This window comes from Saccharomonospora sp. NPDC046836 (assembly GCF_040645195.1).
Taxonomy (GTDB): Bacteria; Actinomycetota; Actinomycetes; order Mycobacteriales; family Pseudonocardiaceae; genus Prauserella_A.
The window spans coordinates 125,902-148,852 of sequence record NZ_JBEYXW010000006.1 but is presented as its reverse complement, the minus strand read 5'-3'; the positions used below and the strand labels follow the sequence as shown (position 1 = coordinate 148,852).

The 22,951-nt window shown below is 71.8% G+C and carries 22 protein-coding genes; 2 read left to right on the top strand and 20 right to left on the bottom strand.

Annotated features, from left to right (window positions below; all coding sequences use genetic code 11):
- Positions 1–32 precede the first annotated feature (32 nt).
- Together ABZ863_RS10595 and ABZ863_RS10590 are read right to left on the bottom strand one after the other, a co-directional pair.
- Positions 33–830, bottom strand: coding sequence for a hypothetical protein (locus ABZ863_RS10595; protein ID WP_358533584.1), 798 nt, complete (start codon positions 828–830; stop codon positions 33–35).
- Entirely contained in the window at positions 827–2,308 is a 1,482-nt protein-coding gene (locus ABZ863_RS10590; RefSeq protein WP_358533582.1) for a hypothetical protein, read from the bottom strand. The genes ABZ863_RS10595 and ABZ863_RS10590 overlap by 4 nt, the downstream gene beginning before the upstream one ends.
- A gap of 66 nt (positions 2,309–2,374) precedes the next feature.
- Here ABZ863_RS10590 and ABZ863_RS10585 point away from each other — a divergent pair, with 66 nt between their 5' ends.
- On the top strand, positions 2,375–2,812 hold the full coding sequence (locus ABZ863_RS10585; protein WP_358533579.1) for a PPOX class F420-dependent oxidoreductase: 438 nt from the start codon (positions 2,375–2,377) through the stop codon (positions 2,810–2,812).
- A gap of 13 nt (positions 2,813–2,825) precedes the next feature.
- Here the strand turns inward: ABZ863_RS10585 and ABZ863_RS10580 are convergent, their stop codons facing one another.
- From ABZ863_RS10580 to ABZ863_RS10555, 6 genes are all read right to left on the bottom strand, one after another.
- On the bottom strand, positions 2,826–3,833 hold the full coding sequence (locus ABZ863_RS10580; protein ID WP_358533577.1) for a glucosyl-3-phosphoglycerate synthase: 1,008 nt from the start codon (positions 3,831–3,833) through the stop codon (positions 2,826–2,828).
- A gap of 158 nt (positions 3,834–3,991) precedes the next feature.
- Entirely contained in the window at positions 3,992–4,978 is a 987-nt protein-coding gene (whiA, locus tag ABZ863_RS10575; RefSeq protein WP_358533574.1) for a DNA-binding protein WhiA, read from the bottom strand.
- The gene (yvcK, locus tag ABZ863_RS10570; protein WP_358533572.1) at positions 4,978–5,943 is read right to left on the bottom strand and encodes a uridine diphosphate-N-acetylglucosamine-binding protein YvcK; all 966 of its coding nucleotides are present in this window, start codon (positions 5,941–5,943) and stop codon (positions 4,978–4,980) included. Before yvcK ends, whiA begins: the two co-directional genes overlap by 1 nt.
- Positions 5,944–5,951: 8 nt before the next feature.
- Positions 5,952–6,809 carry an RNase adapter RapZ gene (rapZ, locus tag ABZ863_RS10565; RefSeq protein WP_358533913.1) on the bottom strand — a complete coding sequence of 286 codons (858 nt, stop codon included), beginning with the start codon at positions 6,807–6,809 and terminating at the stop codon, positions 5,952–5,954.
- Positions 6,810–6,831: 22 nt separating this feature from the next.
- A complete protein-coding gene (gene uvrC, locus ABZ863_RS10560) occupies positions 6,832–8,808 on the bottom strand; it encodes an excinuclease ABC subunit UvrC (RefSeq protein WP_358533569.1) in 1,977 nt (658 codons plus the stop codon).
- Between the two features lie 58 nt (positions 8,809–8,866).
- Positions 8,867–9,544 (bottom strand): HAD family hydrolase, encoded by a 678-nt coding sequence (locus tag ABZ863_RS10555; RefSeq protein ID WP_358533566.1) that lies wholly within the window; start codon positions 9,542–9,544, stop codon positions 8,867–8,869.
- 74 nt (positions 9,545–9,618) lie between these two features.
- On the opposite strand from ABZ863_RS10555, the gene ABZ863_RS10550 reads away from it, so the two are divergent.
- Positions 9,619–10,398 carry an exodeoxyribonuclease III gene (locus ABZ863_RS10550; RefSeq protein ID WP_358533563.1) on the top strand — a complete coding sequence of 260 codons (780 nt, stop codon included), beginning with the start codon at positions 9,619–9,621 and terminating at the stop codon, positions 10,396–10,398.
- Positions 10,399–10,665: 267 nt separating this feature from the next.
- Here ABZ863_RS10550 and ABZ863_RS10545 read toward each other — a convergent pair whose 3' ends face one another.
- From ABZ863_RS10545 to metK, 12 genes are all read right to left on the bottom strand, one after another.
- Entirely contained in the window at positions 10,666–11,058 is a 393-nt protein-coding gene (locus ABZ863_RS10545) for a PH domain-containing protein (RefSeq protein ID WP_358533911.1), read from the bottom strand.
- Positions 11,059–11,111: 53 nt separating this feature from the next.
- Complete coding sequence (gene ribH, locus ABZ863_RS10540) at positions 11,112–11,621, bottom strand: 6,7-dimethyl-8-ribityllumazine synthase (protein ID WP_358533560.1); 510 nt, start codon at positions 11,619–11,621, stop codon at positions 11,112–11,114.
- 31 nt (positions 11,622–11,652) lie between these two features.
- Positions 11,653–12,945, bottom strand: coding sequence for a bifunctional 3,4-dihydroxy-2-butanone-4-phosphate synthase/GTP cyclohydrolase II (locus tag ABZ863_RS10535; RefSeq protein ID WP_358533908.1), 1,293 nt, complete (start codon positions 12,943–12,945; stop codon positions 11,653–11,655).
- Between the two features lie 2 nt (positions 12,946–12,947).
- Positions 12,948–13,574: a riboflavin synthase gene (locus ABZ863_RS10530; RefSeq protein ID WP_358533557.1), complete on the bottom strand. Its 627-nt coding sequence runs from the start codon at positions 13,572–13,574 to the stop codon at positions 12,948–12,950.
- Positions 13,574–14,581 (bottom strand): bifunctional diaminohydroxyphosphoribosylaminopyrimidine deaminase/5-amino-6-(5-phosphoribosylamino)uracil reductase RibD, encoded by a 1,008-nt coding sequence (ribD, locus tag ABZ863_RS10525; RefSeq protein WP_358533905.1) that lies wholly within the window; start codon positions 14,579–14,581, stop codon positions 13,574–13,576. The genes ABZ863_RS10530 and ribD overlap by 1 nt, the downstream gene beginning before the upstream one ends.
- Before the next feature lie 31 nt (positions 14,582–14,612).
- Positions 14,613–15,287, bottom strand: a complete 675-nt coding sequence (gene rpe / locus ABZ863_RS10520) for a ribulose-phosphate 3-epimerase (protein ID WP_358533902.1) — start codon at positions 15,285–15,287, stop codon at positions 14,613–14,615.
- 83 nt (positions 15,288–15,370) lie between these two features.
- Positions 15,371–15,877 carry a flavoprotein gene (locus ABZ863_RS10515; protein ID WP_358533555.1) on the bottom strand — a complete coding sequence of 169 codons (507 nt, stop codon included), beginning with the start codon at positions 15,875–15,877 and terminating at the stop codon, positions 15,371–15,373.
- Positions 15,874–17,295: a transcription antitermination factor NusB gene (locus tag ABZ863_RS10510; protein ID WP_358533552.1), complete on the bottom strand. Its 1,422-nt coding sequence runs from the start codon at positions 17,293–17,295 to the stop codon at positions 15,874–15,876. Before ABZ863_RS10510 ends, ABZ863_RS10515 begins: the two co-directional genes overlap by 4 nt.
- Positions 17,292–18,218, bottom strand: a complete 927-nt coding sequence (gene fmt / locus ABZ863_RS10505; protein WP_358533549.1) for a methionyl-tRNA formyltransferase — start codon at positions 18,216–18,218, stop codon at positions 17,292–17,294. Before fmt ends, ABZ863_RS10510 begins: the two co-directional genes overlap by 4 nt.
- Before the next feature lie 234 nt (positions 18,219–18,452).
- A complete protein-coding gene (locus tag ABZ863_RS10500; protein ID WP_358533547.1) occupies positions 18,453–20,522 on the bottom strand; it encodes a primosomal protein N' in 2,070 nt (689 codons plus the stop codon).
- Positions 20,523–20,547: 25 nt separating this feature from the next.
- Positions 20,548–21,633, bottom strand: coding sequence for an acyltransferase (locus tag ABZ863_RS10495; RefSeq protein ID WP_358533899.1), 1,086 nt, complete (start codon positions 21,631–21,633; stop codon positions 20,548–20,550).
- A 94-nt stretch (positions 21,634–21,727) separates the two neighbouring features.
- Positions 21,728–22,930, bottom strand: a complete 1,203-nt coding sequence (gene metK, locus ABZ863_RS10490) for a methionine adenosyltransferase (RefSeq protein ID WP_358533544.1) — start codon at positions 22,928–22,930, stop codon at positions 21,728–21,730.
- Between the last annotated feature and the right edge of the window lie 21 nt (positions 22,931–22,951).

Sequence of the window (22,951 nt, the reverse complement as noted above, 5' to 3'; positions counted from 1 at the left end):
CGCCCGGTACCGCTATGCCGCCGCAGGCCCCGTCACAGCGTGCTGGACGTGGTGCGCAGTGTCCCGTCTCCCCCGGGAACCGACACGACGCCCAGCGAGAGCAGCTCATCGAACGCGGCGTCCGCGGCCAGCTCCCGCACCTGCACCTGGTAGCGCGGCGTGGTCCGGTAGGTGCCGCCCTGCTCACCGCTCACCGGCACCAGGAACCCTTGCTCGGCAAGGAACCGTAGCGCCCTGGCCACCATGCCGCGCGTGGTGTCCGAGGCGAGCCTGCCGTCCTTGGTCGCGGCCGCGGCGGGCCTGCGCGCGTAGGCCCGCCACGCCTGTTCCAGCTCCGGCGCGTCGGCGAGCGGGTCGTTGTTCCCAGCAGAGGCCGCGGCGCGCTCGTCCAGGATGCGGCACGCCTCCCGCACCACGCCGTCCACCTGCTCGACACTCACGCGGCCGATGTAGGTGTCGTTGGCGAGGTCGTCGGGACGCGGGTAGCCGAGCGCAGCGGTGGCCAGGTGGATGAGCCCGTGTAGCACCTTCTCGGTGTCGCGGCGTTCGCGGATCTTGCTCTGCCGCGCGTAGCTGTCCATCTTGATCTCGAAGATCGACTCGTCGGTGGCGGCGAGCACGGCACCGGCCTGGGTGCCGACCTCCAGCACCATGAGCCCGAGCCCGGCGGCGACCGCGTGCGTGAGCTGCTTGAAGGAGCTGTCCTCGCCGTAACGGCGGACCAGTTCGCCGTACACCACGTCGCGGCCGGGCAGCAGTTTCGGCCGCATGCCGAACGAGATCAGCCGGGCCGCGGCCTCCGCATCGGCCGAGCTGTGCCCCGTACTCACGCGACCTCCTCATCGGCGGTGTCCTCGCCGTGCTCGATGGTGGCGGACATCAGCAGCAGGTCGGCGCCGCCGAAGTCCGGATCGTCCAGCGGTGTGCCGTCGTCGAAGGCGAGCAGCACCTGCCGCTCGCCCTGGCGGACGGCGGCACTCACCTCGGGCCCGTAGGCGTGCAGCGCGCGCAGTGCGACGAGCCGCACCGCACCCGGATCGGCCTGCCTCGCCTCCGCGAGCAGTCCGGACAGCCGGCGCGGTACCTCGGGCAGGGTGAGCAGCTCGTCGGCAAGGCGCCACTGTTCGTCGCTGTAGCTGTCGGTCTGCTCGGCGGGCAGCAGCTCGGGCTCGGGGACCTCGCCCACCAGCTGCTCACGTTCCGGTGCCGGCCGCAACAGCAGCGAGACCAGCGAGGGCAGCGACGGCACGGTCGGCACCGAAATACCGGTGGCGGCATGGAAGAACGCCTGGGTGGGCGCGAGCGCATCGGCCAGCGGCAGCTCCAGCGCGGGCGTCAGCAGCTGGCCGAACAGGTCGATCGCGGCGCGCTGCGGCGGCCCGGAGAACTGCTGGCGGTCCTGTTCGGCGCGGAAGACGGCGCCCGCCGCCTGCAGCCGGGACTGGAGCTGGGTGTGCCTGCGGATGCAGTCGGCGACGATGTCGACCAGCTCGGCCGCGCGCCGCTTGCGATCGGGGTCCTCGGCCTCGTCCCTGGCGGCGGTGATGTTGCGCAGGATCGCGGTCTCGGCACGGAAACGGGACTCGATGTGCGACAACGCGGCGTCCAGCAACTCGGGAACCTCGCGCTCCCAGTCGACGGAGCGCACATCGCGCCGGGTGGCCTCGAGCTTGGCGCGCAGCGTCTCGCCGTACTGCACGGTCCGGTAGCGGGCCTGCTCGGCAGCCAGCTTGGCGTCGGCGAGCCGCCCGCGGTTGATCAGGTTCTCCAGCTTCACCTCGGCGGCGATCTGGGCCGACTCGACATCGGTGTCCAGTGCTCCGACGAGCACGTTGATGGCCTCGTCGGTGGCCCGCAGGTACACCTCGCCTGTCGGCGCCGCCAGCTCCACGAGCAGCTTGAAGTCGAACGCGCGGCGCCGGTACCGGCCGTCGGCGTCGACCGAGCCGTAGACCCGGCGGAAGCCGCGGTCGGTGGTGCCGACGTTGATCAGGTTGTCCAGCACCCACCTGGCAACGCGGGTGTGCTCGGCGGTGCCGCGCCGCGGTGCCTGCGCGGCGATGAACGGCAGGAGGCGGCCGACGACCTGCTGGTGGTCGGCGCCGGTGTCGAAGTCCATGGCGATCGTGACCTGGTCGATCGTGTGCAACCCGATCTCCGCCATCTGGTAGACCGTGGCGTCGGCCCAGTCCAGCTTCGCCTTGCGGGCGTCCAGGTCGTGCAACGGCGCCGTGCACGCGAGCGCCTTCAGCCTGCGGGCCAGCCCCTCGTCGGGGTCGGCGGCCAGGGTCAGGTCGTCGTCTCGCACAGCGGATCAGAGTATTCCAGCCGCGCGGAGCGCGCCCGGGTGGGCGCGCCGGTAACGTGGGAAGGCATGCACCGGATGACGAGGGACGAGTGGTGGCGGTTCGCCAGCAGCGGTACCCGCACCGGCAAGCTCGCGGTGGTGCGGGCGGACGGATCGCCGCACGTCACGGCGATCTGGTTCGTGCTCAACGCGGCAGCCGACGGCGACGAGCTGATCTTCAACACCGGCGCGGACTCGTTGAAGGGCAAGGCGCTGCGCCGCGACCCGCGGATCTCGCTGATCGTCGACGACCAGGTTCCGCCGTTCTCGTACGTGCAGTTCACCGCGGAGGCCCGGCTCTCCGAGGATCTCGCCGAGATGCTCCCGTGGTCCATCCGGATCGGCGGGCGGTACATGGGCGAGGAGAACGCGGAGGCCATCGGCAGGCGTAACGCCCAGCCCGGCGAGTACCTCGTCCGGGCGAAGATCACCAAGGTCCTCGCCTACGCGGAGATCGCGGGCTGAGATCGGCTGCCGGTCAGGCGGTGTTGCGCAGGGGTTCCGGTTCCGCCCGCAGAGTCGCCAGCGGTGGGCGCTGGTGCAGGGTGAGGTCGGTCAGCACGAGCTCCCGCTCGACGCCGTGCCCGGCATCGCCGCCCCTGCGGAACTGGGCCAGCAGCGTCGCGGGCGGCTGCGAGGTCACCAGCCGCCCGTAGTGCTTCAGCCGGTCCACAATGGTCAGCATGATCTGCCCGGACATGCGGCCCAGCGCCTGCGTGCTCTGGTGGCGGTGGGTACGCATGCCGAGGTCCACCTGGGCCAGCGCGTCGAGACCGCGCCACTCCAGCAGGTCGATCAGGTGCCCGACCTCGACGCCGTAGTTGGTGACGAACGGGATGCTCTCCAGCACCTCCCGCCGCCCCGCGTACTCACCGGCCAGCGGCTGGACGAACCCGGACAGCTCGGGCCAGAACATGTTCAGCAGCGGCCTGGCGACCAGCTCGGTGACTCGCCCGCCACCGTCGGCATCGGTGTGCTGGGCACCGACGAGCGGGCGGTGGTAGAAGCCCTTCACGTAGTCCACTGCGGGGTCGGTGAGCAGCGGCCCCAGCAGTCCGATCACGTACCCGGCCGTGAAGTCGTACAGATCCCCGTCGACGAACACGACGAGCTCACCCGAGGTCGCCGCCAGTCCCTTCCACAGCGCCTCGCCCTTGCCCCGCACACCGGGCAGCGAGAGCACGGCGTCCTGCGCGACGACCGTCGCGCCTGCCTCGGCGGCGACCGCGGCGGTGGCGTCCTCGGAATGTGAGTCGACGACGAGGATCTCGTCGACCAGTGGCTGCTCTTCCATCAGTGCCGTGCGGATGGTGCGCACGATCTGCCCGACGGTCTCCTGCTCGTTGCGGGCAGGGATCACGACGCTGACCGTCCGCCCGCGCTTCGCGGCGACGAGTTCGGCGGCGGTCCAGTCGTCGGCCCGGCTGGACCGCCGTTCGAGCCAGGTCCCGATCTCCGCCGAGACGGTGAGGTCGGCCCTTTCCACAGCACCTGTCCTTGTCGCGTGCACGAAGCCCCCTTTCGGTCAACCGGCCGTACTGCCGTGATCGAGAGTTGGCGTGCCGCGTTTCGAGCCGGGGTGCGTGCGTGAAACCGCTGCGTTACGAGTGCGCCCTCAGACGCGCCGCAGGTAACGCCGCCCGTTCACACGTCCTCCTCCAGCATCTCCGGGGTCACCGCGGACTCGGTGTCGGGGACACCCAGATCGCCTGCCCGTTTGTCCGCCATGGCCAGCAACCGCCGGATCCGGCCTGCGACGGCGTCCTTGGTCATCGGCGGATCGGACAGCTGGCCGAGCTCCTCCAGCGACGCCTGACGGTTGGCCAGCCGCAGCTTGCCCGCGGCGAGCAGGTGGTCGGGCGCGGTGTCGCCGAGGATCTCCATCGCACGTTCGACCCTGGCGGCGGCGGCCACGGCGGCCCTGGCCGAGCGGCGCAGGTTGGCGTCGTCGAAGTTGGCGAGCCGGTTGGCGGTGGCGCGCACCTCGCGTCGCATCCGCCGCTCCTCCCACGCCAGCACGCTCTCGTGCGCGCCGAGCCGGGTGAGCAGGGCACCGATCGCGTCGCCGTCGCGCACCACGACGCGGTCGGCGCCGCGCACCTCGCGGGACTTGGCCTGGATGCCGAGCCTGCGCGCGGCGCCGACGAGCGCGAGTGCCGCCTCCGGGCCGGGGCAGGTGACCTCCAGCGAGGACGACCGGCCGGGTTCGGTCAGCGAACCGTGCGCCAGGAACGCACCCCGCCACGCGGCCTCGGCATCGGCGATCCCGCCGGAGACGACGGCAGCGGGCAGCCCACGGACGGGACGCCCGCGCTGGTCGATCAGCCCGGTCTGCCGCGCGAGCCCCTCACCGTCCTTGACCACCCGCACGACGTAACGGGTTCCCTTGCGCAGCCCGCCGGAGGTGATCACGTGCACGTCGGCCTGGTGCCCGTACAGCTCGTGGATCTCCCTGCGCAGCCGGCGCGCCACCGAACCGGTGTCGACCTCCGCCTCGACGACCACCCGCCCCGCCACGATGTGCAGCCCGCCCGCGAACCGCAGCAGCGAGGACACCTCCGAGCGGCGCGGGCTGGTCTTGGTGATCTCCAGCCGGCTCAGTTCGTCCTTGACCGCAGCCGTCATGGCCATTACTGCCCCTCCCTCTCGCACTCGGTCAGACCGAGAGCGTCTCGCACACAGCCAGCCAGGGCATCCGGATCGTGCCGTCCCCCCACCCCAGGGGCCGCCACCGACGCCAGATGCGCACGCCCGCCCAGCGCGGCCGCCGCACGGCGCAGGCTCGCCGGGGTCGGCACGGAGTCGCGATCGGCGATCACCGCGTCGACCCGCAGCCGGGGAGCGTGTTCGAAGAGTACGTCCAGGTGCCGTTCGGGTGAGAAACCAGCCGTCTCTCCCGGCTGCGGCTCCAGGTTCAGAATCACCACCTTGGTCGCGGACGTGCGGACCAGCGCATCGTGCAGTTCGGGCACCAGCAGGTGCGGCAGCACGCTGGTGAACCACGAACCGGGGCCGAGGAACACGACATCCGCCGACAGCACGGCCTCGACCGCCTCCGGGCAGGCGACCGGACGGCTGCCGGGGCGGCCCGTGGCGTGCAGCGTGATGCGCCGGACCTGACCCGGCGTGCTGGCGACCGCGACCTGACCGCGGATACGGCTCGCCGTACCGTCCGGTTCGAGGCCGGTGACCTCGCCCTCGATGTCCAGCGGCTCGGCCGACATCGGCAGGACCCGCCCGGAGATGCCGAGCAGCCTGCTCGCCTCGTCGAGCCCGGCGACCGGATCACCGAGCACCTCGAACAGGCCCGCGAGCAGCAGGTTGCCCACCGTGTGCCCGGTGAGCGCGCCACTGCCACCGAAACGGTGCTGGAACACCTCCGCCCACAGCGTGCCGCCGTCCTCGGCGGCCGACAGCGCGGCCAGCGCCTGCCGGAGGTCACCGGGCGGCAGCAGCCCGAGCTCCCTGCGCAACCGTCCCGAAGAGCCGCCGTCGTCGGCGACCGTGACAACCGCGGTGACGTCCTTGGTGATGCGGCGCAACGCCGTCAGCGTCGCGTGCAGCCCGTGCCCGCCACCGAGCGCGACCGCCCGCATGCCGGATCTCACTCTCTGCCCAGGTCCCGATGCACCACCTTCACTGCCATGCCATCCTCTTTGGACAGTCGGGTGGCCAGTTCCTCGGAAATGGCGACGCTGCGGTGTTTCCCGCCGGTGCAGCCGACCGCGAGGGTGAGGTACCGCTTGCCCTCCCGCTTGTACCCTGCCCCGATGAGCCGCAGTAGTTCGTGGTAGCGCTCGAGGAACTCCTCGGCTCCCTCCTGCCCCAGCACGTAGTTGCGCACGTCGCCGTCGAGTCCACTGTGTTCACGCAGCTCGGGAATCCAGAAGGGATTGGGCAGGAACCGGACGTCCATGACGAGGTCGGAGTCCATCGGCAGGCCGTACTTGTACCCGAAGGACAGCACCGTCACCCTGGTCTGGCTGCTCGCCTCGGTGCCGAACGCGTCCTCGATCTTGGCGCGCAGGTCGTGCACCGACAGCCCGGAGGTGTCGAGCAGCAGGTCGGCCTCCTCGCGCAGCGGTGAGAGCAGCGCGCGCTCGGCGGTGATGCCGTCGGCGAGCCGCCCGTCGGCCTGCAGGGGGTGGCTGCGCCGCACCTGCTCGAAACGGCGGACCAGCACGGCATCGGTCGCCTCGAGGAAGAGCACGCGCGGCTTGTACCCGCGTGCGTCCAGGTCCTTGATCACCGAGGCGAGGTCGTCGGTGAAGGCGCGTGAGCGCACGTCCATGACCACGGCGACCTTGGTGATCGCCCCGCGCGCCTGCGCGCCGAGCTCCACCATGGTCGCGATCAGCTCTGGCGGCAGGTTGTCGACCACGAACCAGCCCAGGTCCTCGAGGCACTTGGCCGCGGTGCTGCGGCCCGCCCCCGACAACCCGGTCACGACCGCGACCTCCATGCCCGCGGTCCTGGCTTCCTCGTCAGTCACGTGCGTGACTCCCCTCTCCCTGTTCGGCCGGGCGCCCCCCGGCGAGCGCCGCGTGGACGACCTCGGCGGTGCGCGTGCCGACGCCCGGAACCTCGGCGATCTCCGCCACGCTGGCCTGCCTGAGCTTCTTGACCGAGCCGAAGTGCTTGATCAGGGCGGACTTGCGTGCCTGCCCGAGCCCAGGAACACCATCCAGCGCCGACGCCTGCACCCGCTTGGAGCGCTTCTGGCGGTGGTACTGGATCGCGAAGCGGTGCGCCTCGTCGCGTACCCGTTGCAGAAGGTACAGCGCGTCGGAGGTCCGCGGGAGGATGACCGGGTCCGGGTCGGCGGGCAGCCACACCTCTTCGAGGCGCTTCGCGAGGCCGACCACCGCGACGTCGTTGATGCCGAGGTCGCCGAGGACGTCGGCGGCCGCGGTCGCCTGCGGCCCCGCACCGTCGACCACGAGCAGGTTCGGCGGGTAGGCGAACTTGCGCGGCCTGCCGGTCTCGGGGTCGATCCCCGGTGTGGACTCCGGCGGCGCGTCCTCGTCACCGCTGCCGGTCTCCTTGAGGTAGCGGGCGAACCGGCGGCGCACGACCTCGGCGATGGCCGCGACATCGCCCTCGGTGGCCGCCTCCTTCAACGCGAAACGCCGGTACTCCGACTTGCGGGGCACCCCGTCCTCGAAGACCACGAGCGAGGCCACCACATCGCTGCCCGCGATGTGGCTGATGTCGACGCACTCGATGCGCAGTGGCGCGCTGTCCAGGCCGAGGTGCTCCTGCAGTTCCGCCAGCGCCGCCGAGCGCGCGGTGAGGTCGCCCGCCCGGCGCAGCTTGTGCTGCGCGAAGGCCTCCTGCGCGTTGCGGGTGACGGTCTCGGCCAGCGCCCGCTTGTCCCCGCGCTGGGGCACGCGCAGGTGCACCCGTGAGCCGCGCAGACCGGACAGCCACTCGCTGAGTGCGCCGGCGTCCGGTGGCAGCTCGGGTACGAGCACCTCGCGTGGCACGGTGGCTCCGGCGCCGGTCGTCTCCTCGGCCAGTTCGGCCTGCTCGGCGTAGAACTGGCTCAGGAACTGCTCGACGAGCGCGGGAACGTCCATCTCCTCGACCTTGTCGATGACCCAGCCGCGCTGGCCCCGCACCCGGCCGCCCCGCACGTGGAACACCTGGACCGCGGCCTCCAGTTCGTCGTGCGCGAAGGCGATGACGTCGGCGTCGGTGCCGTCGCCGAGGACGACGGCCTGCTTCTCCATCGCCCGGCGCAGCGCGCCGAGGTCGTCACGCAGGCGTGCCGCCCGCTCGAACTCCAGCGTGTCCGCCGCCGCCGCCATCTCCTTCTCCAGCCTGCGCACCATGACGTCGGTGCGGCCGGCGAGGAAGTCACAGAAGTCCTCGACGATGGCGCGGTGCTGCTCGGCGTCGACCTTGCCGACGCACGGTGCCGAGCACTTGTCGATGTAGCCGAGCAGGCAGGGCCTGCCGATCTGACCGTGCCTGCGGAACACCCCGGCGGAGCAGGTCCTGGCGGGAAAGACGCGCAGCAGCAGGTCGAGCGTCTCGCGGATGGCCCAGGCATGCGCGTACGGGCCGAAGTAGCGCACGCCCTTCTTGCGTGGTCCGCGGTAGACGTGCAGCCGCGGGAACTCCTCGTACAGGGTGACCGCCAGTACGGGGTAGGACTTGTCGTCGCGGTAGCGGACGTTGAACCGGGGGTCGAACTCCTTGATCCAGTTGTACTCCAGCTGAAGGGCTTCGACCTCGGTCGAGACGACCGTCCACTCGACGCTCGCCGCCGTCGTCACCATCTGCCGGGTCCGCGGGTGGAGCCCGGCGAGGTCGGCGAAGTAGGAGTTCAGCCTGCTGCGCAGGCTCTTGGCCTTGCCGACGTAGATGACCCGCCTGGTGGCATCGCGGAACTTGTAGACGCCGGGGGCGTCCGGAATGCTGCCCGGCGAGGGACGGTAGGTGGAGGGGTCAGCCACCTGTCCAGCCTATGGCGCGGCACCGACAACTCCGCGCCCCACCTTGGCCCGGCACACGTCAGAGGCCGAGCAGCCCCGCGACCACCTCGTCCACGCGCTCGGCGACCACGTGTGGCCGCTCGACGACGGCGGGCAGGCCACCCTCCAGCCTGGTGGCGAACCCGGCCAGCAGCCCGGCCCGCACGGCACCGTGGGTGTCCCAGGAGTGCACGGCCACGACCGCGGTCGCCTCCGGCGCGCAACCGGCCTGCGCGCACGCCCAGTGGTAGACCTTCGCCGGTGGTTTGAACGACCGGATCTCCTCCGCCGACAGGACCCGTACCAGTTTGTGCGCGATCCCCTGTCTGTCCAGAATGGACTCCAAGATCGCCGCCGAGCCATGGGTGAAGCCGTAGGCCGCAATGCCGGCCTCCGTCAGGAGATCGAGCGCCGGCTCGGCATCCGGCTGGAGCGGTAGCATGGCGAACCCTGCCAGTATGTGCTCGATCTGGTCGCGACCGAGCGCATGGCCCGACGTGATCGCCAGTTGCGCGGCGGCCACCTCGCGGAACGGCGGGGCCTCGCCGGCGAGGGTGTAGGCCATACCGTCGCGCAGCGTGCGGGCGAAGAAGAGCTCTAGCTCGTGTCCCGGCCTGCCGGCCTCGACGAACCGTTCGCGCAGCGGTTCCAGCCGAACCAGCGTCTCGAAGACGTCGAACAGGACGACGTCGGGCTTCCTCGCCCTCGCGCGTGCCATGCTCACCAGACTACGACCCAGGGCCGTGCTGTATAGATCGTTATACATGGCAGTTGGTGTGCGAAGGTCTCCCCATGCGGATCGCCACGTGGAACGTCAACTCGATCACCGCGCGCCTGCCCCGGCTCACGGCCTGGCTGGCCACCGCTGCGCCGGATGTGCTGTGCCTGCAGGAACTCAAGTGCGCTGACGATGCGTTCCCCCGCGCCGAGATCGCCGCACTCGGCTACGACGTGGCGAGCCACGGCACCGGCCGCTGGAACGGTGTGGCGGTGCTGTCCAGGGTCGGGATCGAGGACGTCACCCGCGGACTGGTGGACCAGCCGTCGTACGACGGCGTCACCGAGCCGCGCGCGCTCGGCGCCACCTGCGGCGGGGTGCGGGTGTGGTCGGTGTACGTGCCCAACGGGCGCGAACCCGGGCACCCGCACTACACCTACAAGCTGCGCTGGCTGGAGGCGCTGCAGGCGACCGTGCTCGGCGAAGCGGACGGCGGCGGACCGTTCGCGGTGCTCGGCGACTTCAACATCGCCCCGGCCGACGCCGACGTGTGGGACATCGCGCTGTTCGCCGACTCGACACACGTCACCGAACCCGAGCGCAAAGCGCTGGCGATGCTGCGCGAGGCAGGACTGACCGACGTCGTTCCCCGGGCACTGAAGTACGACCGCCCCTACACCTACTGGGACTACCGGCAACTGGCGTTCCCGAAGAACAACGGGATGCGCATCGACCTGGTCTACGCCAACCGCGGCTTCGCGGAGGCCGTCACCGACGCCTACGTCGACCGCGAGGAACGCAAGGGCAAGGGCGGGTCCGACCACGCCCCGGTCGTCGTGGACCTCGAGGTGTAGGAGCCGTTTTCATCAGCAGCGGAGCCGCTTGCTGTGGGCTATCAGCTTGCGCCGCAGCGGGTTCTCAGCCGGTCTTCTCGCGAGGACAGCGCCGACGTGGGTGAATTGGCATTCATGAGGAGGCGATCCCGGAGCCGAGGGCACTGCGGCGCGAAGCGCCTCCGTCAGGGGTGGCGGTCGGGCGACGGGTGGGCGGTCGGGCTGGCGGGCGGGAGGCTGAGGTTCCGCCACCCGCACCGCCACGCAAGCCGCGTTCAGAGCTCTACGTCAGTCCCGAGCCTGCTTGTGCAGGCGGCGGAGGGCGCGAACGGCCTCGACGGCGCGGTCGCGGTCGACGGCCTGCACGGCGAGCACCGAGTGGTACTCGTCGTCCGGGAGCTCCAGCCGGGCGAACGAGGCGCCATCGGGGAAGCTCACCGACAGCACCTCCTGCCAGGAGAACCGGCGGGTGAGCAGCACGTTGCGTACCTCGATGCCGTCGGCGTCGGCCCGCGCCAGCGGCGCCGCGAACAGCAGCGCACCGCACGCGAGCAGCACCCCGATGCCGATCATCGCGACCTGGTCACTGGTCTGGAAGATCACACCCGTGCTCGTGTTGCGCAGCAGCACGGCAACCACGGTGAACACGACCACCAGCAGCAGCGCAAGGCAACTGGCCATCCACGTGGCCCGCCTCGGCCTGATCAGCACCGTCTCCCCGGTCACGGTCGCGCTCACACAAAACCTCGTTCCGTCCACGGCTGGCGCAGACCACGCAACACGTGCGCGGTGGTCAGGGCGGCGATGGTCGCCTCACGTCCCTTGTCCTCCGCCGAGCCCGGCAGCCCGGCCCGGTCCAGCGCCTGCTCCTCGGTGTCACACGTCAGTACGCCGTTGCCGACCGGGGTGCTCTCGTCGAGCGCCACCCGGGTCAGCCCCGCCGTCACGGCATCGCACACGTAGTCGAAGTGCGGAGTGCCGCCACGGATCACCACGCCCAGCGCGACCACCGCATCGTGGCTGCGGGCCAGCGCCTGCGCCACCACCGGCAGCTCGATCGCACCCGCGACGCGCACCACTGTGGCCTCCTGGCCGAGGTCGACTTCCGACGCCGTCCGCAGCGCGTTCGCCAGCAGGCTGTCGGTGATCTTCTCGTGCCAGCGGGTCACGACGATCGCGAGCCGCAGGTTCTCGCACTCGCTCAGGTCGACACCCGCATCACTGGGCCGTCCCTGTCCGCTCATGCCGTCTCCTCCGGGCTCGACACCGGACTCCTCATGCCTGACCTCCACCGTTACGCACATCGCCGAACTCGGCGCCGACCTCGTCGAAGTGCTCCAGCTGGGACAGGTCGTGCCCCATACGATCCCGCTTGGTGCGCAGGTACCGCAGGTTCTCCGGGTTCGGCGAGACGGGCAGCGGGACCCGTCCGGTCACACGCAGCCCGTAGCCTTCGAGGCCGACCCGCTTGGCCGGGTTGTTGGTGAGCAGCCGCATCGAGCGCACCCCGAGGTCACTCAGGATCTGCGCCCCGGTGCCGTAGTCACGCGCATCGGCGGGCACGCCCAGCGCGAGGTTCGCGTCGACGGTGTCGGCGCCTGCGTCCTGCAGCTGGTAGGCCTGCAGCTTGTGCAGCAGCCCGATGCCCCTGCCCTCATGGCCGCGGATGTAGAGCACCACACCACGCCCCTCTGCCGCCACGGCCTCCAGCGCCGCCTCCAGCTGCGGGCCACAGTCGCAGCGCAGGGACCCGAAGACGTCACCGGTGAGGCATTCGGAGTGCACGCGCACCAGGATGTCCTCACCGTCGCCGACGTCGCCGTAGACGAACGCGACGTGTTCGATGCCGTCCAGCAGGCTGTCGTAACCGATCGCGCGGAACGTGCCTGGGCTCAGCGGGATGCGCGCCTCCGCCACCCGCTGGACCTGCTTCTCCTTGCGCCGCCGGTAGGCGATGAGGTCGGCGATCGTGATGAGCCGCAGGTCGTGGTCGGCGGCGAACACCTCGAGTTCGTCCCGCAGTGCCATGTCGCCCTCGTTCTTCTGCGACACGATCTCGCAGAGCACGCCCGCCGGCGCCAGGCCCGCCATCCTGGCCAGGTCGACGGCCGCCTCCGTGTGCCCCGGCCTGCGCAGCACACCGCCTTCCTTGGCACGCAACGGCACGACGTGACCGGGCCTGCGGAAGTCGGACGGCTGAGCCTTCGGGTCGGCGAGCAGGCGGATGGTGCGCGCGCGGTCGGCCGCCGAGATGCCCGTGCCGATGCCCTCGGAGGCGTCGACGGTCACGGTGTAGGCGGTGCCGCGCCGGTCCTGGTTGGTGTGGTACATCGGCGGCAGGTCGAGCCGGTCGCAGTCCCGCTCGGTGAGCGGTACGCAGATGTAGCCCGAGGTGTAGCGGACCATGAAGGCCAGTAGCTCCGGCGTTGCCTTCTCCGCCGCGAAGATCAGGTCGCCCTCGTTCTCCCGGTCCTCGTCGTCGACCACCACAACCGGCCTGCCGTTGGCGATGTCGGCAATGGCCTGCTCGATCGTCTCGATGTCCAGTGACGGACCGGCATCTGTCATGCTCACGCGTCCTCCTTGCCCACGCCATTCTCCACCGCGGCACCCGGCAGGTGGACAGCGGCCAGTTTCTCGACATACTTCGCGAGCACGTCGACTTCGAGGTTCACCGACTCGCCCGGCTCGGTGCGGCCGAGGGTGGTGAGTGCGAGCGTGGTCGGGATGAGCGCGATCGCGAACTCCTCCGCGCCGACCGCCGCCACCGTCAGCGAGATGCCGTCGACCGCGATGGACCCCTTCTCCACGATGTAGCGCGCCAGCTCCGGCGGGAACGCGAAATGGGTCAGATCGTCGGGATCGCGCCGCAGGAAGACGCCCGTGCCGTCGACATGGCCCTGCATGACGTGACCGCCGAACCGGCCGTTCGCCGGCATCGCGCGTTCCAGGTTGACCCGCCGGCCTGGCTCGGCCTCGTCCAGGCTCGACCGGCGCAGCGTCTCGTGGACGACGTCGACGGTGAACTCGCTGCCGGAGACCTCGACGACGGTCAGGCACACGCCGTTCACCGCGATCGAGTCCCCGCGCCCTGCGTCGCTGGTCACCAGCGGTCCGCGCACGGTGAGGCGCGCCGCGTCGGGTCGCTGCTCGACGTGTGACACCTCGCCGAGCTCCTCGACAATGCCGGTGAACACTAACGGCCTCCCTCAGCTACGACTGGCACGGCGGCGATACGCACGTCGTCACCGCTCATGGTGACTCCTTCGACTCGCCAGCGGTGCGCTTCGGTGATGGTTGACACTCCCGCCGGGCCGAGGGCCACCGGTCCGGCACCGAGCAGGGCCGGTGCCACGTAGGCCACGATCCGGTCGACCCGGCCCGCGGCCACGAAGGCGCCGGCCAGTGTCGGCCCACCCTCCAGCAGAACGTCCACGACACCACGCTCCCCCAGCACCGCGAGCACCTCGTCGGGATCGTGGGTGTGGACTCGCAGCGTCTCCGCCGCATCGTCCAACACGCGTGCGGTCGCCGGTATGCCGCCTGTGCCCACCACCACACGCAGCGGCTGGCGCGCGGCCAGTGAACCGTCGGGGCCCCGCACGGTCAGCCAGGGATCATCGGTGCGCACCGTGCCGGTGCCGACGACGACCGCGTCGGCCGCCTCACGGATGGCGTGTACCTCGGCTCGCGACACGGGCCCGGAGATCCAGCGGCTCGTGCGGTCCGCCGCGGCGACCCTGCCGTCCAGTGTGGCCGCATACTTCCACGTGACATGCGGGCGAGAAGTCCGCACGGAATGCAGCCAGGCACGCAGCGGACCGCCGGCGACCTCCTCGGCGAGCAGCCCGCCGCGCACGTCGACTCCGGCGGCGCGCAGTACGTCCGCGCCACCCGCGGCCTGGGGATGGGGATCGGCGACGGCATAACGCACCGCGGCGACCCCGGCGGCGAGCAGCGCCTCCGTGCACGGCGGCGTGCGACCGTGGTGCGCACACGGTTCGAGCGTCACGAACGCCGTGCCCCCGCGGGTCCGCTCGCCCGCCTGCCGCAACGCCATCACCTCGGCGTGCGGTCCGCCGGGCGGCTGGGTCGCGCCCTCACCGACGCGTGTGCCGTGCGCGTCGAGGATCACCGCGCCGACCGGCGGGTTCGGGCTGGTCGTGCCCCGGACCGTCGCGCTGAGGGCGAGCGCCACCGCCATGGTGTCGCGCTCGCCTGCCGGGACGGTCACCTCACTGCGCCGCCTGTGCCTGTGCCGCCTTGGCCCGCAGCGCGGCGACGGCCTGCGCGGGGTCCTGCGCGTCGTAGACCGCGGAGCCTGCGACGAAGCAGTCGACACCGGCCTCGGCCGCCTGCTCGATGGTGTCGGCGTTGATCCCGCCGTCGATCTCGACCAGAACCTGCAGGTGACCGGTGTCGACGAGCCGGCGCGCGGTCCGCACCTTGTCGAGGACCTCGGGCATGAACGACTGGCCTCCGAAGCCCGGCTCCACCGACATCACGAGCAGCGTGTCGTAATGCCTCAGTGTGTCGAGGTGGTCCTCGAGCCTGGTGTTCGGCTTGACCGACAAACCGGCCTTCGCGCCTGCCGCCCGCAGGTTCTTGGCGATCATCACGGGGTCGTGCGCCGCTTCGACGTGGACGGTGACGTTGTAGGCGCCCGCCTCGGCGTACCCGGGGGCCCAGCGGTCGGGGTCCTCGATCATCAGGTGACAGTCGAGCGGCAGGTCGGTCGCCCGCAGCAGGGACCGCACGACGGGCAGGCCGAGGGTGAGGTTCGGGACGAAGTGGCCGTCCATCACGTCGACGTGCACCCAGTCGGCGCGTGCGTCGCCGGTTCCGGTGACAGCGGCGATCTCCTCGCCGAGGCGGGCGAAGTCGGCGGACAGGATACTGGGTGCGATCAGCGGTTGATGGGCCACGCGCGCGAGTGTAGAGGGGGCGGCGTACCCCCGGTCGGCGCGGACCCCTCCGCCACGCGGAGCGTGGTTCAGCTCACCGGCAGCAGGTCCAGCACGCCGGACCAGGACCGGTCCCCGGCCAGCCGGTGCAGCTGTACCCCGGCCGAGGCCAGCACGTCCAGGTGGCGCTGCCAGGCGGGATGCCCGAAGCGGGTGTCCCGGACCGAGTAGCCCACGACGATCGTGACCTGTGGATCGCCCAGCGCATCACCAAGGACCGTCAGCGCCTGGTTGTCGGCGAGGCCGAGCGCCAGCTTGGCGACCGACCCTGCGGTGGCGGGGGCGAAGAGGAACACCTCCGGATCCGGATGAGGGCGCGGCTCGCCCGGCAGCCGGGGTTCGCTGCGCACCTCCAGATCGGTGAACTGCCGCACCCGGTCCAGCTCGCCGCTGGCCGTCAGCCAGCGCGCGGCTGTCGGGGTGAGGGTGACCGCCAGCCGCCAGCCGCGCCGGACCGCTGGTGCGGCCAGCTCGGCGCACAGCCGCGTCTCGACACCACCGCAGGAGGCGGCGACCAGGCCGAGAACCCGGCTCACCGCGCCCTGGCGACGGCGCAGAACATCGCGTCGGTGCCGTGCCTGTGTGGCCACAGCTGCACGAACGGTCCGTCGCCGAGCTGTGGCACGCCGGGGAACAGCTCGCGCGCGTCGACCACCTCGGCCTTGGCCCTGCGCACGGCCTCGCCGAAGACGCCCTCGGTCTCGGCCAGGTGCGGCGAGCACACCACGTACGTCACGACACCGCCTGAGCGCACCAGCCGGAACGCCGAGGCCAGCAGCTCGCCCTGCAGCTTGGTCAGCTGGGGCAGGTCGGAGGGCTGCCTGCGCCAACGTGACTCGGGCCGCCTGCGCAGGGAGCCGAGCCCGCTGCACGGCGCGTCCAGCAGCACCCGGTCGTAGCCCGGCTCGAGGCCGGGGTCGCGGCCGTCGACGGTGTGCACGGTGACCGGCAGTCCGTCGGTGGCCTGCTCCACCAGTGTCGCCCGGTGCGGCAGGTCCTCGACGGCATCGAGGGTGGCGCCGGAGATCGCGGCCAGCGAGCCGAGCACGACCGCCTTGCCGCCGGGCCCTGCGCACAGGTCCAGCCAGCGCTGGTCGGTGCCCTCGACCGGGGCGTTCGCGGCTGCGATGGCGACGAGCTGGCTGCCCTCGTCCTGCACGATCGCCAGCCGCTCGCGGATGGGTTCGGAGTCGGCGAGATCGCCGGTGCCCGAGGGCAGGTGCACGCCATAGGGCGAGTACGGGGCGACGTCACCGCCGGTGATCGCGGCGAGCTCGTCGGCGCTGATCTCGCCGGGCCTGGCGAGCAGGTGGACGGCGGGCCTGGCGTCGTCGGCCCCGAGCGCCGCAGCCAGCTCGGCTCCCCTGTCGCCGAGCGACTCGGCGAACGAGCGCGCCACCCAGCGCGGATGCGCCGTACGCAGGGCCAGGTTACCGATCGGGTCCGTCTGCGGGTCCGGCGCGAGCTGGTCCAGCCACGCCGCCTCGTCCTTCTCGGCCACGTTGCGCAGTACGGCGTTGACGAACCCGGCCACGTGCGAGCCGGCGACCTCGCGGACCAGATCCACCGCCGAGGTCACGGCCGCGTGCGGGGGAATCCGCGTCCGCAGCAGCTGGTAGGCGCCGATGCGCAGCGCGTCGAGCACCACTTTGTCCACTTTGGACAGCGGCCGGTCGAGGCAGGCGGCGATGATCTCGTCGAGCAGACCCTGCGCCCGAGCCGTACCGTAGGTCAGCTCCGTGGCGAGTGCCGCGTCGCGGCCGGTGACGCCACGCTTGCGCAGCAGCTCCGGCAGAATCAAGTTGACGTAGGCGTCGCGCTCGCTGATGGCCCGCAGGGCATCGAACGCGGCACGGCGGGCCGGGTCCTGGGCGGGCGGCTTGCGCGGGCCTTCCTTGCGTGGCGCCGGCCGCCGGCTGCGGTCCGGCTTGCGCTGCCGGCTGCCTGGTGTCATGTGAGGTGCTCCTGCTGCTCGATTCTCGTACCGCGCGCCCAGTCGGTCGCCGGCATGCGTTTCTTGCCCTGTGCCTGTACATCGCCGAGCCGCACCGGGGTGGTCGCGGTCCCTGCGAGCACCTGCTTGCGCTCGACCAGCAGCTCCCCCGGCGCGAGCCCCGGCCCGTCAACGGGGACCACCGGGCCCAGCTTCAGCCGTTCGCCCCGGAACTCCGCCCACGCGCCCGGCTCCGGGGTCATCGAGCGGATGTGCCGGTCGACCGCCGCCGCCGGATCGGTGAACGCGACGCGGGCGTCCGCGACGGTCACCTTGGGCGCGTAGCTCGCACCGCCGGGTTCCTGCGGCACGGCGCGCAGTGCGTCGTCCGCTATCCCGTCCATCGTGGAGCGCAGCAGCGCGGCACCGGACACGGCGAGCCTGCCGAGCAGGTCGCCAGCGGTGTCGGTGGGAGCGATCGGCTCGGTGAGCACACCGAAGACGGGCCCGGCGTCCAGTTCCTCGACGATGCGGAACGTCGACGCACCGGTGATCTCGTCGCCGGCGCGGATCGCGGCCTGCACCGGTGCCGCACCACGCCAGGCGGGCAACAGCGAGAAGTGCAGGTTCACCCAGCCGTGCGGGGGGATGTCCAGCGCCCGCTGCGGCAGCAGCGCACCGTAGGCGACCACCGGGCAGGCGTCGGGTGCCAGCTCGGTGAGCCGGGCGAGGAAGTCCGGATCGCCCGCGCGCTGTGGGGTGAGGACCTCGATGCCGTGCTCGTCGGCGACCGCACCAACGGGCGAGCGCAGCAGCTTGCGGCCACGGCCCGCCGGGGCATCGGGACGCGTGACGACGGCGACCACGTCGTGCCTGCCGGATTCCAGCAGTGTGCACAGTGACGGGACGGCGGGTTCGGAAGTGCCTGCGAACACCAGCCTCATCGGCGATCCGCGGCAGCGACAGAGAGCAACATCGCCAGCCAGTCTACGAGGCCACACAGATGGGAAACGTACGGGCGGGCGGCGCCCAGGCGGCGCTGTGTCCCTGCGGGACGCTGCCGCCTGGATCGCCGCCACGCCTCGGGGTCCGGGGTGTCCCCGAAATTCAGCCGAGACCCCTATCCGCGCGGCCTCTCAGCGCCGCGACCGCCCGCCGGACACGCGCACCCACTGCGGTCAGACGAGGTCGAGCGGATCGAGCTGGATGCGGACCGGGTCGGTTTCCTTGCGAGCATTGCGCAGCGCGTTCACCGCGTGTGCTGCGGCGGCCAGCGCGCGTCCCTCGGCGCGCGGCACCCGCACCAGTGCCCGTTCCCGTTCCGCCCGGCCATCGGCGTCGACCTCGCCGAGCGGAACCGGGCCGAGTACCTCCGCCGACTCCGGCAGCGTGATCTCGTCGAGTAGCGCGGCGACGGCATCCGGCGTGCCCTCGGCACTCGCCATCCGGACGGCGGGCGGGAAACCGAGCTCCTTGCGGTCGGCGAGCTCCAGCTCGGCATGCCAGCCCGGGTCCCATCGCACGAGCGCCTGCACCACCGGGATCGCGGCGTCGGCGCCGACCACGACACGGCCACCCGCACGGGCAGGCCGCACCAGCGCCGCTGCCGCCATCCACCGCCGGAGGGTCTCTTCCGCGGCGCGCAGGTCCTGCCTGCCCAGCAGCGCCCACCCGTCGAGCAACAGCGCGGCGCCGTAGCCGCCCTCGGCGACGGGCTCGGCGCCTGGTGTCGCCACGACCAGCGACGGCTTGGCCGGGACACCGGCGAGCACCTCACCGCCGCCGGACGTGCGTACGGCGACACCGGGGAACGCCCTGCCCAGCTCCTCGGCGGTGCGTTTGGCCCCGACGACGACCGCGCGCAGCCTGCCCGATCCGCAGGTGCCGCACCGGTAGGCCGCGTCCGCGACACCGCACCAGCGGCAGCGCGGCACCCCGGCCTCGCCCCCACCGGGCAGCATGAGCGGACCCGCACAACGCCGGCAGCGGGCCGGCGTGCGGCAGCGGGCGCAGGCCAGCCCCGGCACGTACCCCCGACGGGGCACCTGCACCAGCACCGGGGCACCCGCCGCCAGGCCCGCTCGCGCGGCCTCGAACGCCACCGCGGGCAGCCGTGCGGCGCGGGCGGCCTCGTCACGGGCCACGTCGAAGTCCTCACCGGTCGGCGTCACCCGCGGCGCGCACGCACGCAGCTCCTCGCGTGCCGCGACGATCGGGTGTGCCCAGCCCGACTCGAGCAGCAGCTGCGCTTCGGCAGTGCGGGTGTGCCCGGCAATGAGCACCGACGCGCTGGCAGCGTGTGCGCGCAGCACGAGCACGTCGCGCACCTGTGGATACGGCATGTGCGGGTCGGCGTGCAGGTCGTCGCCGTCGTCCCAGACCACGAACAGCCCCGGGTCGGCGACCGGGGCGAACATCGCCGCCCGGGTGCCGACGACGATCCGCGCGGCGCCCCGCAAAACCGCGAGCCAGCGGCGGTAGCGCTCGGCGGGACCGAGATCGGCCGAGAGGGCGACGACGGCATCGGCCCCGGCGAGCGCGGCGCAGGCCGCATGGACGCGGGCGACGTCGCGGTGGTCGGGCAGGACGAGCACGGCGCCCTTGCCAGCGGCCACGACGGTGGTCGCGAGCTCGGCCAGGCGCGCGGGCCAGTCCTCGCCCGGCAGCGCCTGCCAGACCGCGTGGGCCGCGCGCCCCGCTCGCAGCGCGTCCGCGAACGCCGGGCCCCACGGGTAGCGGTTCCAGCCGGTGACCGGCGGCTCGGCCGGGGTTGGCGCGGGCGCACGGGGCGGTTCCGCCTCGGCCTTGGCATGCCGGGGCGGCACGGCCAGCCGCAGGACGTCGATCAGCGTGCCGCCGTAGCGCTGCGCGACCGAGCGGCACAGTGCCGCCAGCGCTGGCGGCAGGACCTGCTCACTGGAGGTGACCCGTTCCAGGAAAGCCAGCTTGCCCTGGTGTTCGGTCGTGGCGGCACGTTCCAGCAGGAAACCGTCCACCAGCTGCCCTGCGAACCGCACTCGCACGCGGCACCCCGGCACGGCGGCGGCGTCGAGCTCACGCGGCACGTGGTAGTCGAACGTGCGGTCCAGGTGCGCGAGCGGCACATCGACGATCACCCTGGCGACCGGGTCGGATTCCGCGGGCTGCCGCTGCCCCTTGTTGGATCCGCTGTTGGAGCCGCCGCGGGCGCCCTTGGCGGGTTTGGGCTGCGGCAGGTCCCACAGCGGTGCGGTCTCCGGGCGGCTCACGCCGTCTTCTCTACCAGAGCGGTCCCTACCGCGCGGGTGCGGCGTCGAGGCGCCGGGTGAGCAGGTTGAAGACCGGCTGCTCGACCCATCTCGTGAGCGCCCAGCCGAGCAGGATCGCCGTGCCGACGAACGCGGGTACCCAGCCCCACCAGGGCACACCGAGGTCGGCCAGCCTGCGCGCGACGATGGTGCCGATGACGTAGTGCATGAGGTAAACGCCGTAGGAGATGCCGGCGAGCCACCGGATCGGCCGGCTCAGCCGCGTCAGGAACGGCAGGTCCCAGGCCGGCTGGTAGGCGGCGACGCAGATCAGCACCAGCGCGACCGCGAAGGCGATCACGGAGTCGCCGTCCGGCGGGTGCTTGTCGTGCGCGATGAGCACCACGCCGAGCATGCAGTACAGCTGCGCGAAGCTCATCCGGCCCTTCGACCACCGGTAGATCGCCACACCCGCGACCACAAGGTGGGCCCGGTTCAGGCCGGAACCGTCCATGACCATGCTCAGCCACTGCGGCACCGCCATGCCCGGTCCCATGAACAGCACGCGCACGGCGAGCGGCACCAGCAGCACCGCCCACATCACCGCGGTCGCCGCCCGGCCGCGAACCCGGCCGCGCCAGGCGAGCAGTGCGATCGCGGTGAAGGAAGCCACCTGCACCGGCACGGTCCAGTGGGACAGATCGATGTAGTCGACCGAGGCCAGCAACGTGTGCACGAGCGCCAGGTTGCCGACCAGGTCGCCGTAAGCGGGCCGCGGCAGACCCTCCGGTGCGAACAGCAACGTCACCACGAAGATCACCACGACGGCGCCCCAGAAGGCGGGTAGCAGGCGGGCGAGCCGCCGGAACCACCAGCGCAGCGGCGGTTGCTTGCCGATCGTCATCGCGGCGAAGTAGCCGGAGATGACGATGAGGATGGAAGCCCCGAAGGGGAAGTCCATCTGCAGCGGCCCCGGCGGCAGGTCGAAGCCCGGCAGTGTCTGTGGTGCGAGGAACGTGGCGTGGAACGCCAGGACCGCGATGATCCCGAGCACCCGGAGCGCGTCCCAGCTGATGTGGCGCGTGCTCCGGGCCCGCGGTGGAGCCGGTTCCCGGCGCTGCGACGACGCGATCTCCTGAGTGTCCACCACGAGATCGGGAGCCTAGAGCAGCGCCATCACCATGTCACCACTGGGTCGTAATCGTGTCGCGGCGGGGCGGCGTGCGTCAGGCTCCCACGGCCTTGCGCAGGCTGTCGGCGCGGTCGGTGCGCTCCCACGGCAGGTCGAGCTCGGGCCGGCCGAAATGCCCGTAGGCCGAGGTCTGCGTGTAGATCGGGCGCAGCAGGTCGAGGTCACGGATGATCGCCGCGGGCCGCAGGTCGAACACCTCGGCGATCGCCCCCTGGATCTTCAGCGGGTCGACGTGCTCGGTCCCGAACGTCTCCACGAACAACCCCACCGGCGCCGCCTTACCGATCGCGTACGCCACCTGGACCTCCACGCGACCCGCCAGCCCGGCGGCGACCACGTTCTTGGCCACCCACCGCATGGCGTACGCCGCCGAGCGGTCGACCTTCGACGGGTCCTTACCGGAGAACGCGCCACCACCGTGCCGCGCCATCCCGCCGTAGGTGTCCACAATGATCTTGCGACCGGTCAGCCCGGCGTCCCCCATCGGGCCACCCACGACGAACCGGCCCGTCGGGTTCACCAGCAGGCGCAGCTGGGAGCTGTCCAGCTCCACGCCTGCCAGCACCGGGCCCACCACGTGCTCACGCACGTCGACGCCGAGCATCTTCTCCAGGTCGATGCCCTCGGCGTGCTGGCTGGAGACCACCACGGTGTCCAGCCGCACCGCCTGTTCACCGGCGTACTCGATGGTCACCTGGGTCTTGCCGTCCGGGCGCAGGTAGGGCAGCGTCCCGTCCTTGCGCACCGCCGCCAGCCGCTGCGCGAGCCGGTGCGCCAGCGCGACCGGCAGCGGCATCAGCTCCGGCGTGTCCGAGCACGCGTAGCCGAACATCAGGCCCTGGTCACCCGCGCCCTGCCGGTCCAGCTCGTCGAGCGCGTTCTCCAGCCGCGACTCGTAGGCGACGTCCACACCCTGCGCGATGTCCGGCGACTGCGAGCCGATCGCGATGTTCACGCCACAGGAGTTGCCGTCGAACCCCTTGGCCGAGGAGTCGTAGCCGATCTCGAGGATCTTCTCCCGCACGATGGTCGGAATGTCCGCATACGCCTCGGTGGTGACCTCCCCGGCCACGTGCACCTGACCCGTGGTGATCAGCGTCTCGACCGCGACCCGGCTGCGCGGGTCCTTGCCAAGCAGCGCGTCCAGTACGGAGTCGCTGATCGCGTCGCAGATCTTGTCCGGGTGCCCCTCGGTCACCGACTCCGACGTGAACAACCTACGGTTCGACGCGGTCACGACGTCCTCACTCCTCATTCA

Coding starts and splice junctions, on each gene's coding strand:
- ABZ863_RS10585 (WP_358533579.1), top strand. CDS start 2,375: ATGCACCGGATGACGAGGGACGAGTGGTGGCGGTTCGCCAGCAGCGGT.
- whiA (WP_358533574.1), bottom strand. CDS start 4,978: ATGGCCATGACGGCTGCGGTCAAGGACGAACTGAGCCGGCTGGAGATC.
- yvcK (WP_358533572.1), bottom strand. CDS start 5,943: ATGCGGGCGGTCGCGCTCGGTGGCGGGCACGGGCTGCACGCGACGCTG.
- rapZ (WP_358533913.1), bottom strand. CDS start 6,809: ATGGAGGTCGCGGTCGTGACCGGGTTGTCGGGGGCGGGCCGCAGCACC.
- ABZ863_RS10555 (WP_358533566.1), bottom strand. CDS start 9,544: ATGGCACGCGCGAGGGCGAGGAAGCCCGACGTCGTCCTGTTCGACGTC.
- ABZ863_RS10550 (WP_358533563.1), top strand. CDS start 9,619: ATGCGGATCGCCACGTGGAACGTCAACTCGATCACCGCGCGCCTGCCC.
- ABZ863_RS10545 (WP_358533911.1), bottom strand. CDS start 11,058: ATGGCCAGTTGCCTTGCGCTGCTGCTGGTGGTCGTGTTCACCGTGGTT.
- ribH (WP_358533560.1), bottom strand. CDS start 11,621: ATGAGCGGACAGGGACGGCCCAGTGATGCGGGTGTCGACCTGAGCGAG.
- ABZ863_RS10535 (WP_358533908.1), bottom strand. CDS start 12,945: ATGACAGATGCCGGTCCGTCACTGGACATCGAGACGATCGAGCAGGCC.
- ribD (WP_358533905.1), bottom strand. CDS start 14,581: ATGGCGGTGGCGCTCGCCCTCAGCGCGACGGTCCGGGGCACGACCAGC.
- ABZ863_RS10510 (WP_358533552.1), bottom strand. CDS start 17,295: ATGACACCAGGCAGCCGGCAGCGCAAGCCGGACCGCAGCCGGCGGCCG.
- fmt (WP_358533549.1), bottom strand. CDS start 18,218: ATGAGGCTGGTGTTCGCAGGCACTTCCGAACCCGCCGTCCCGTCACTG.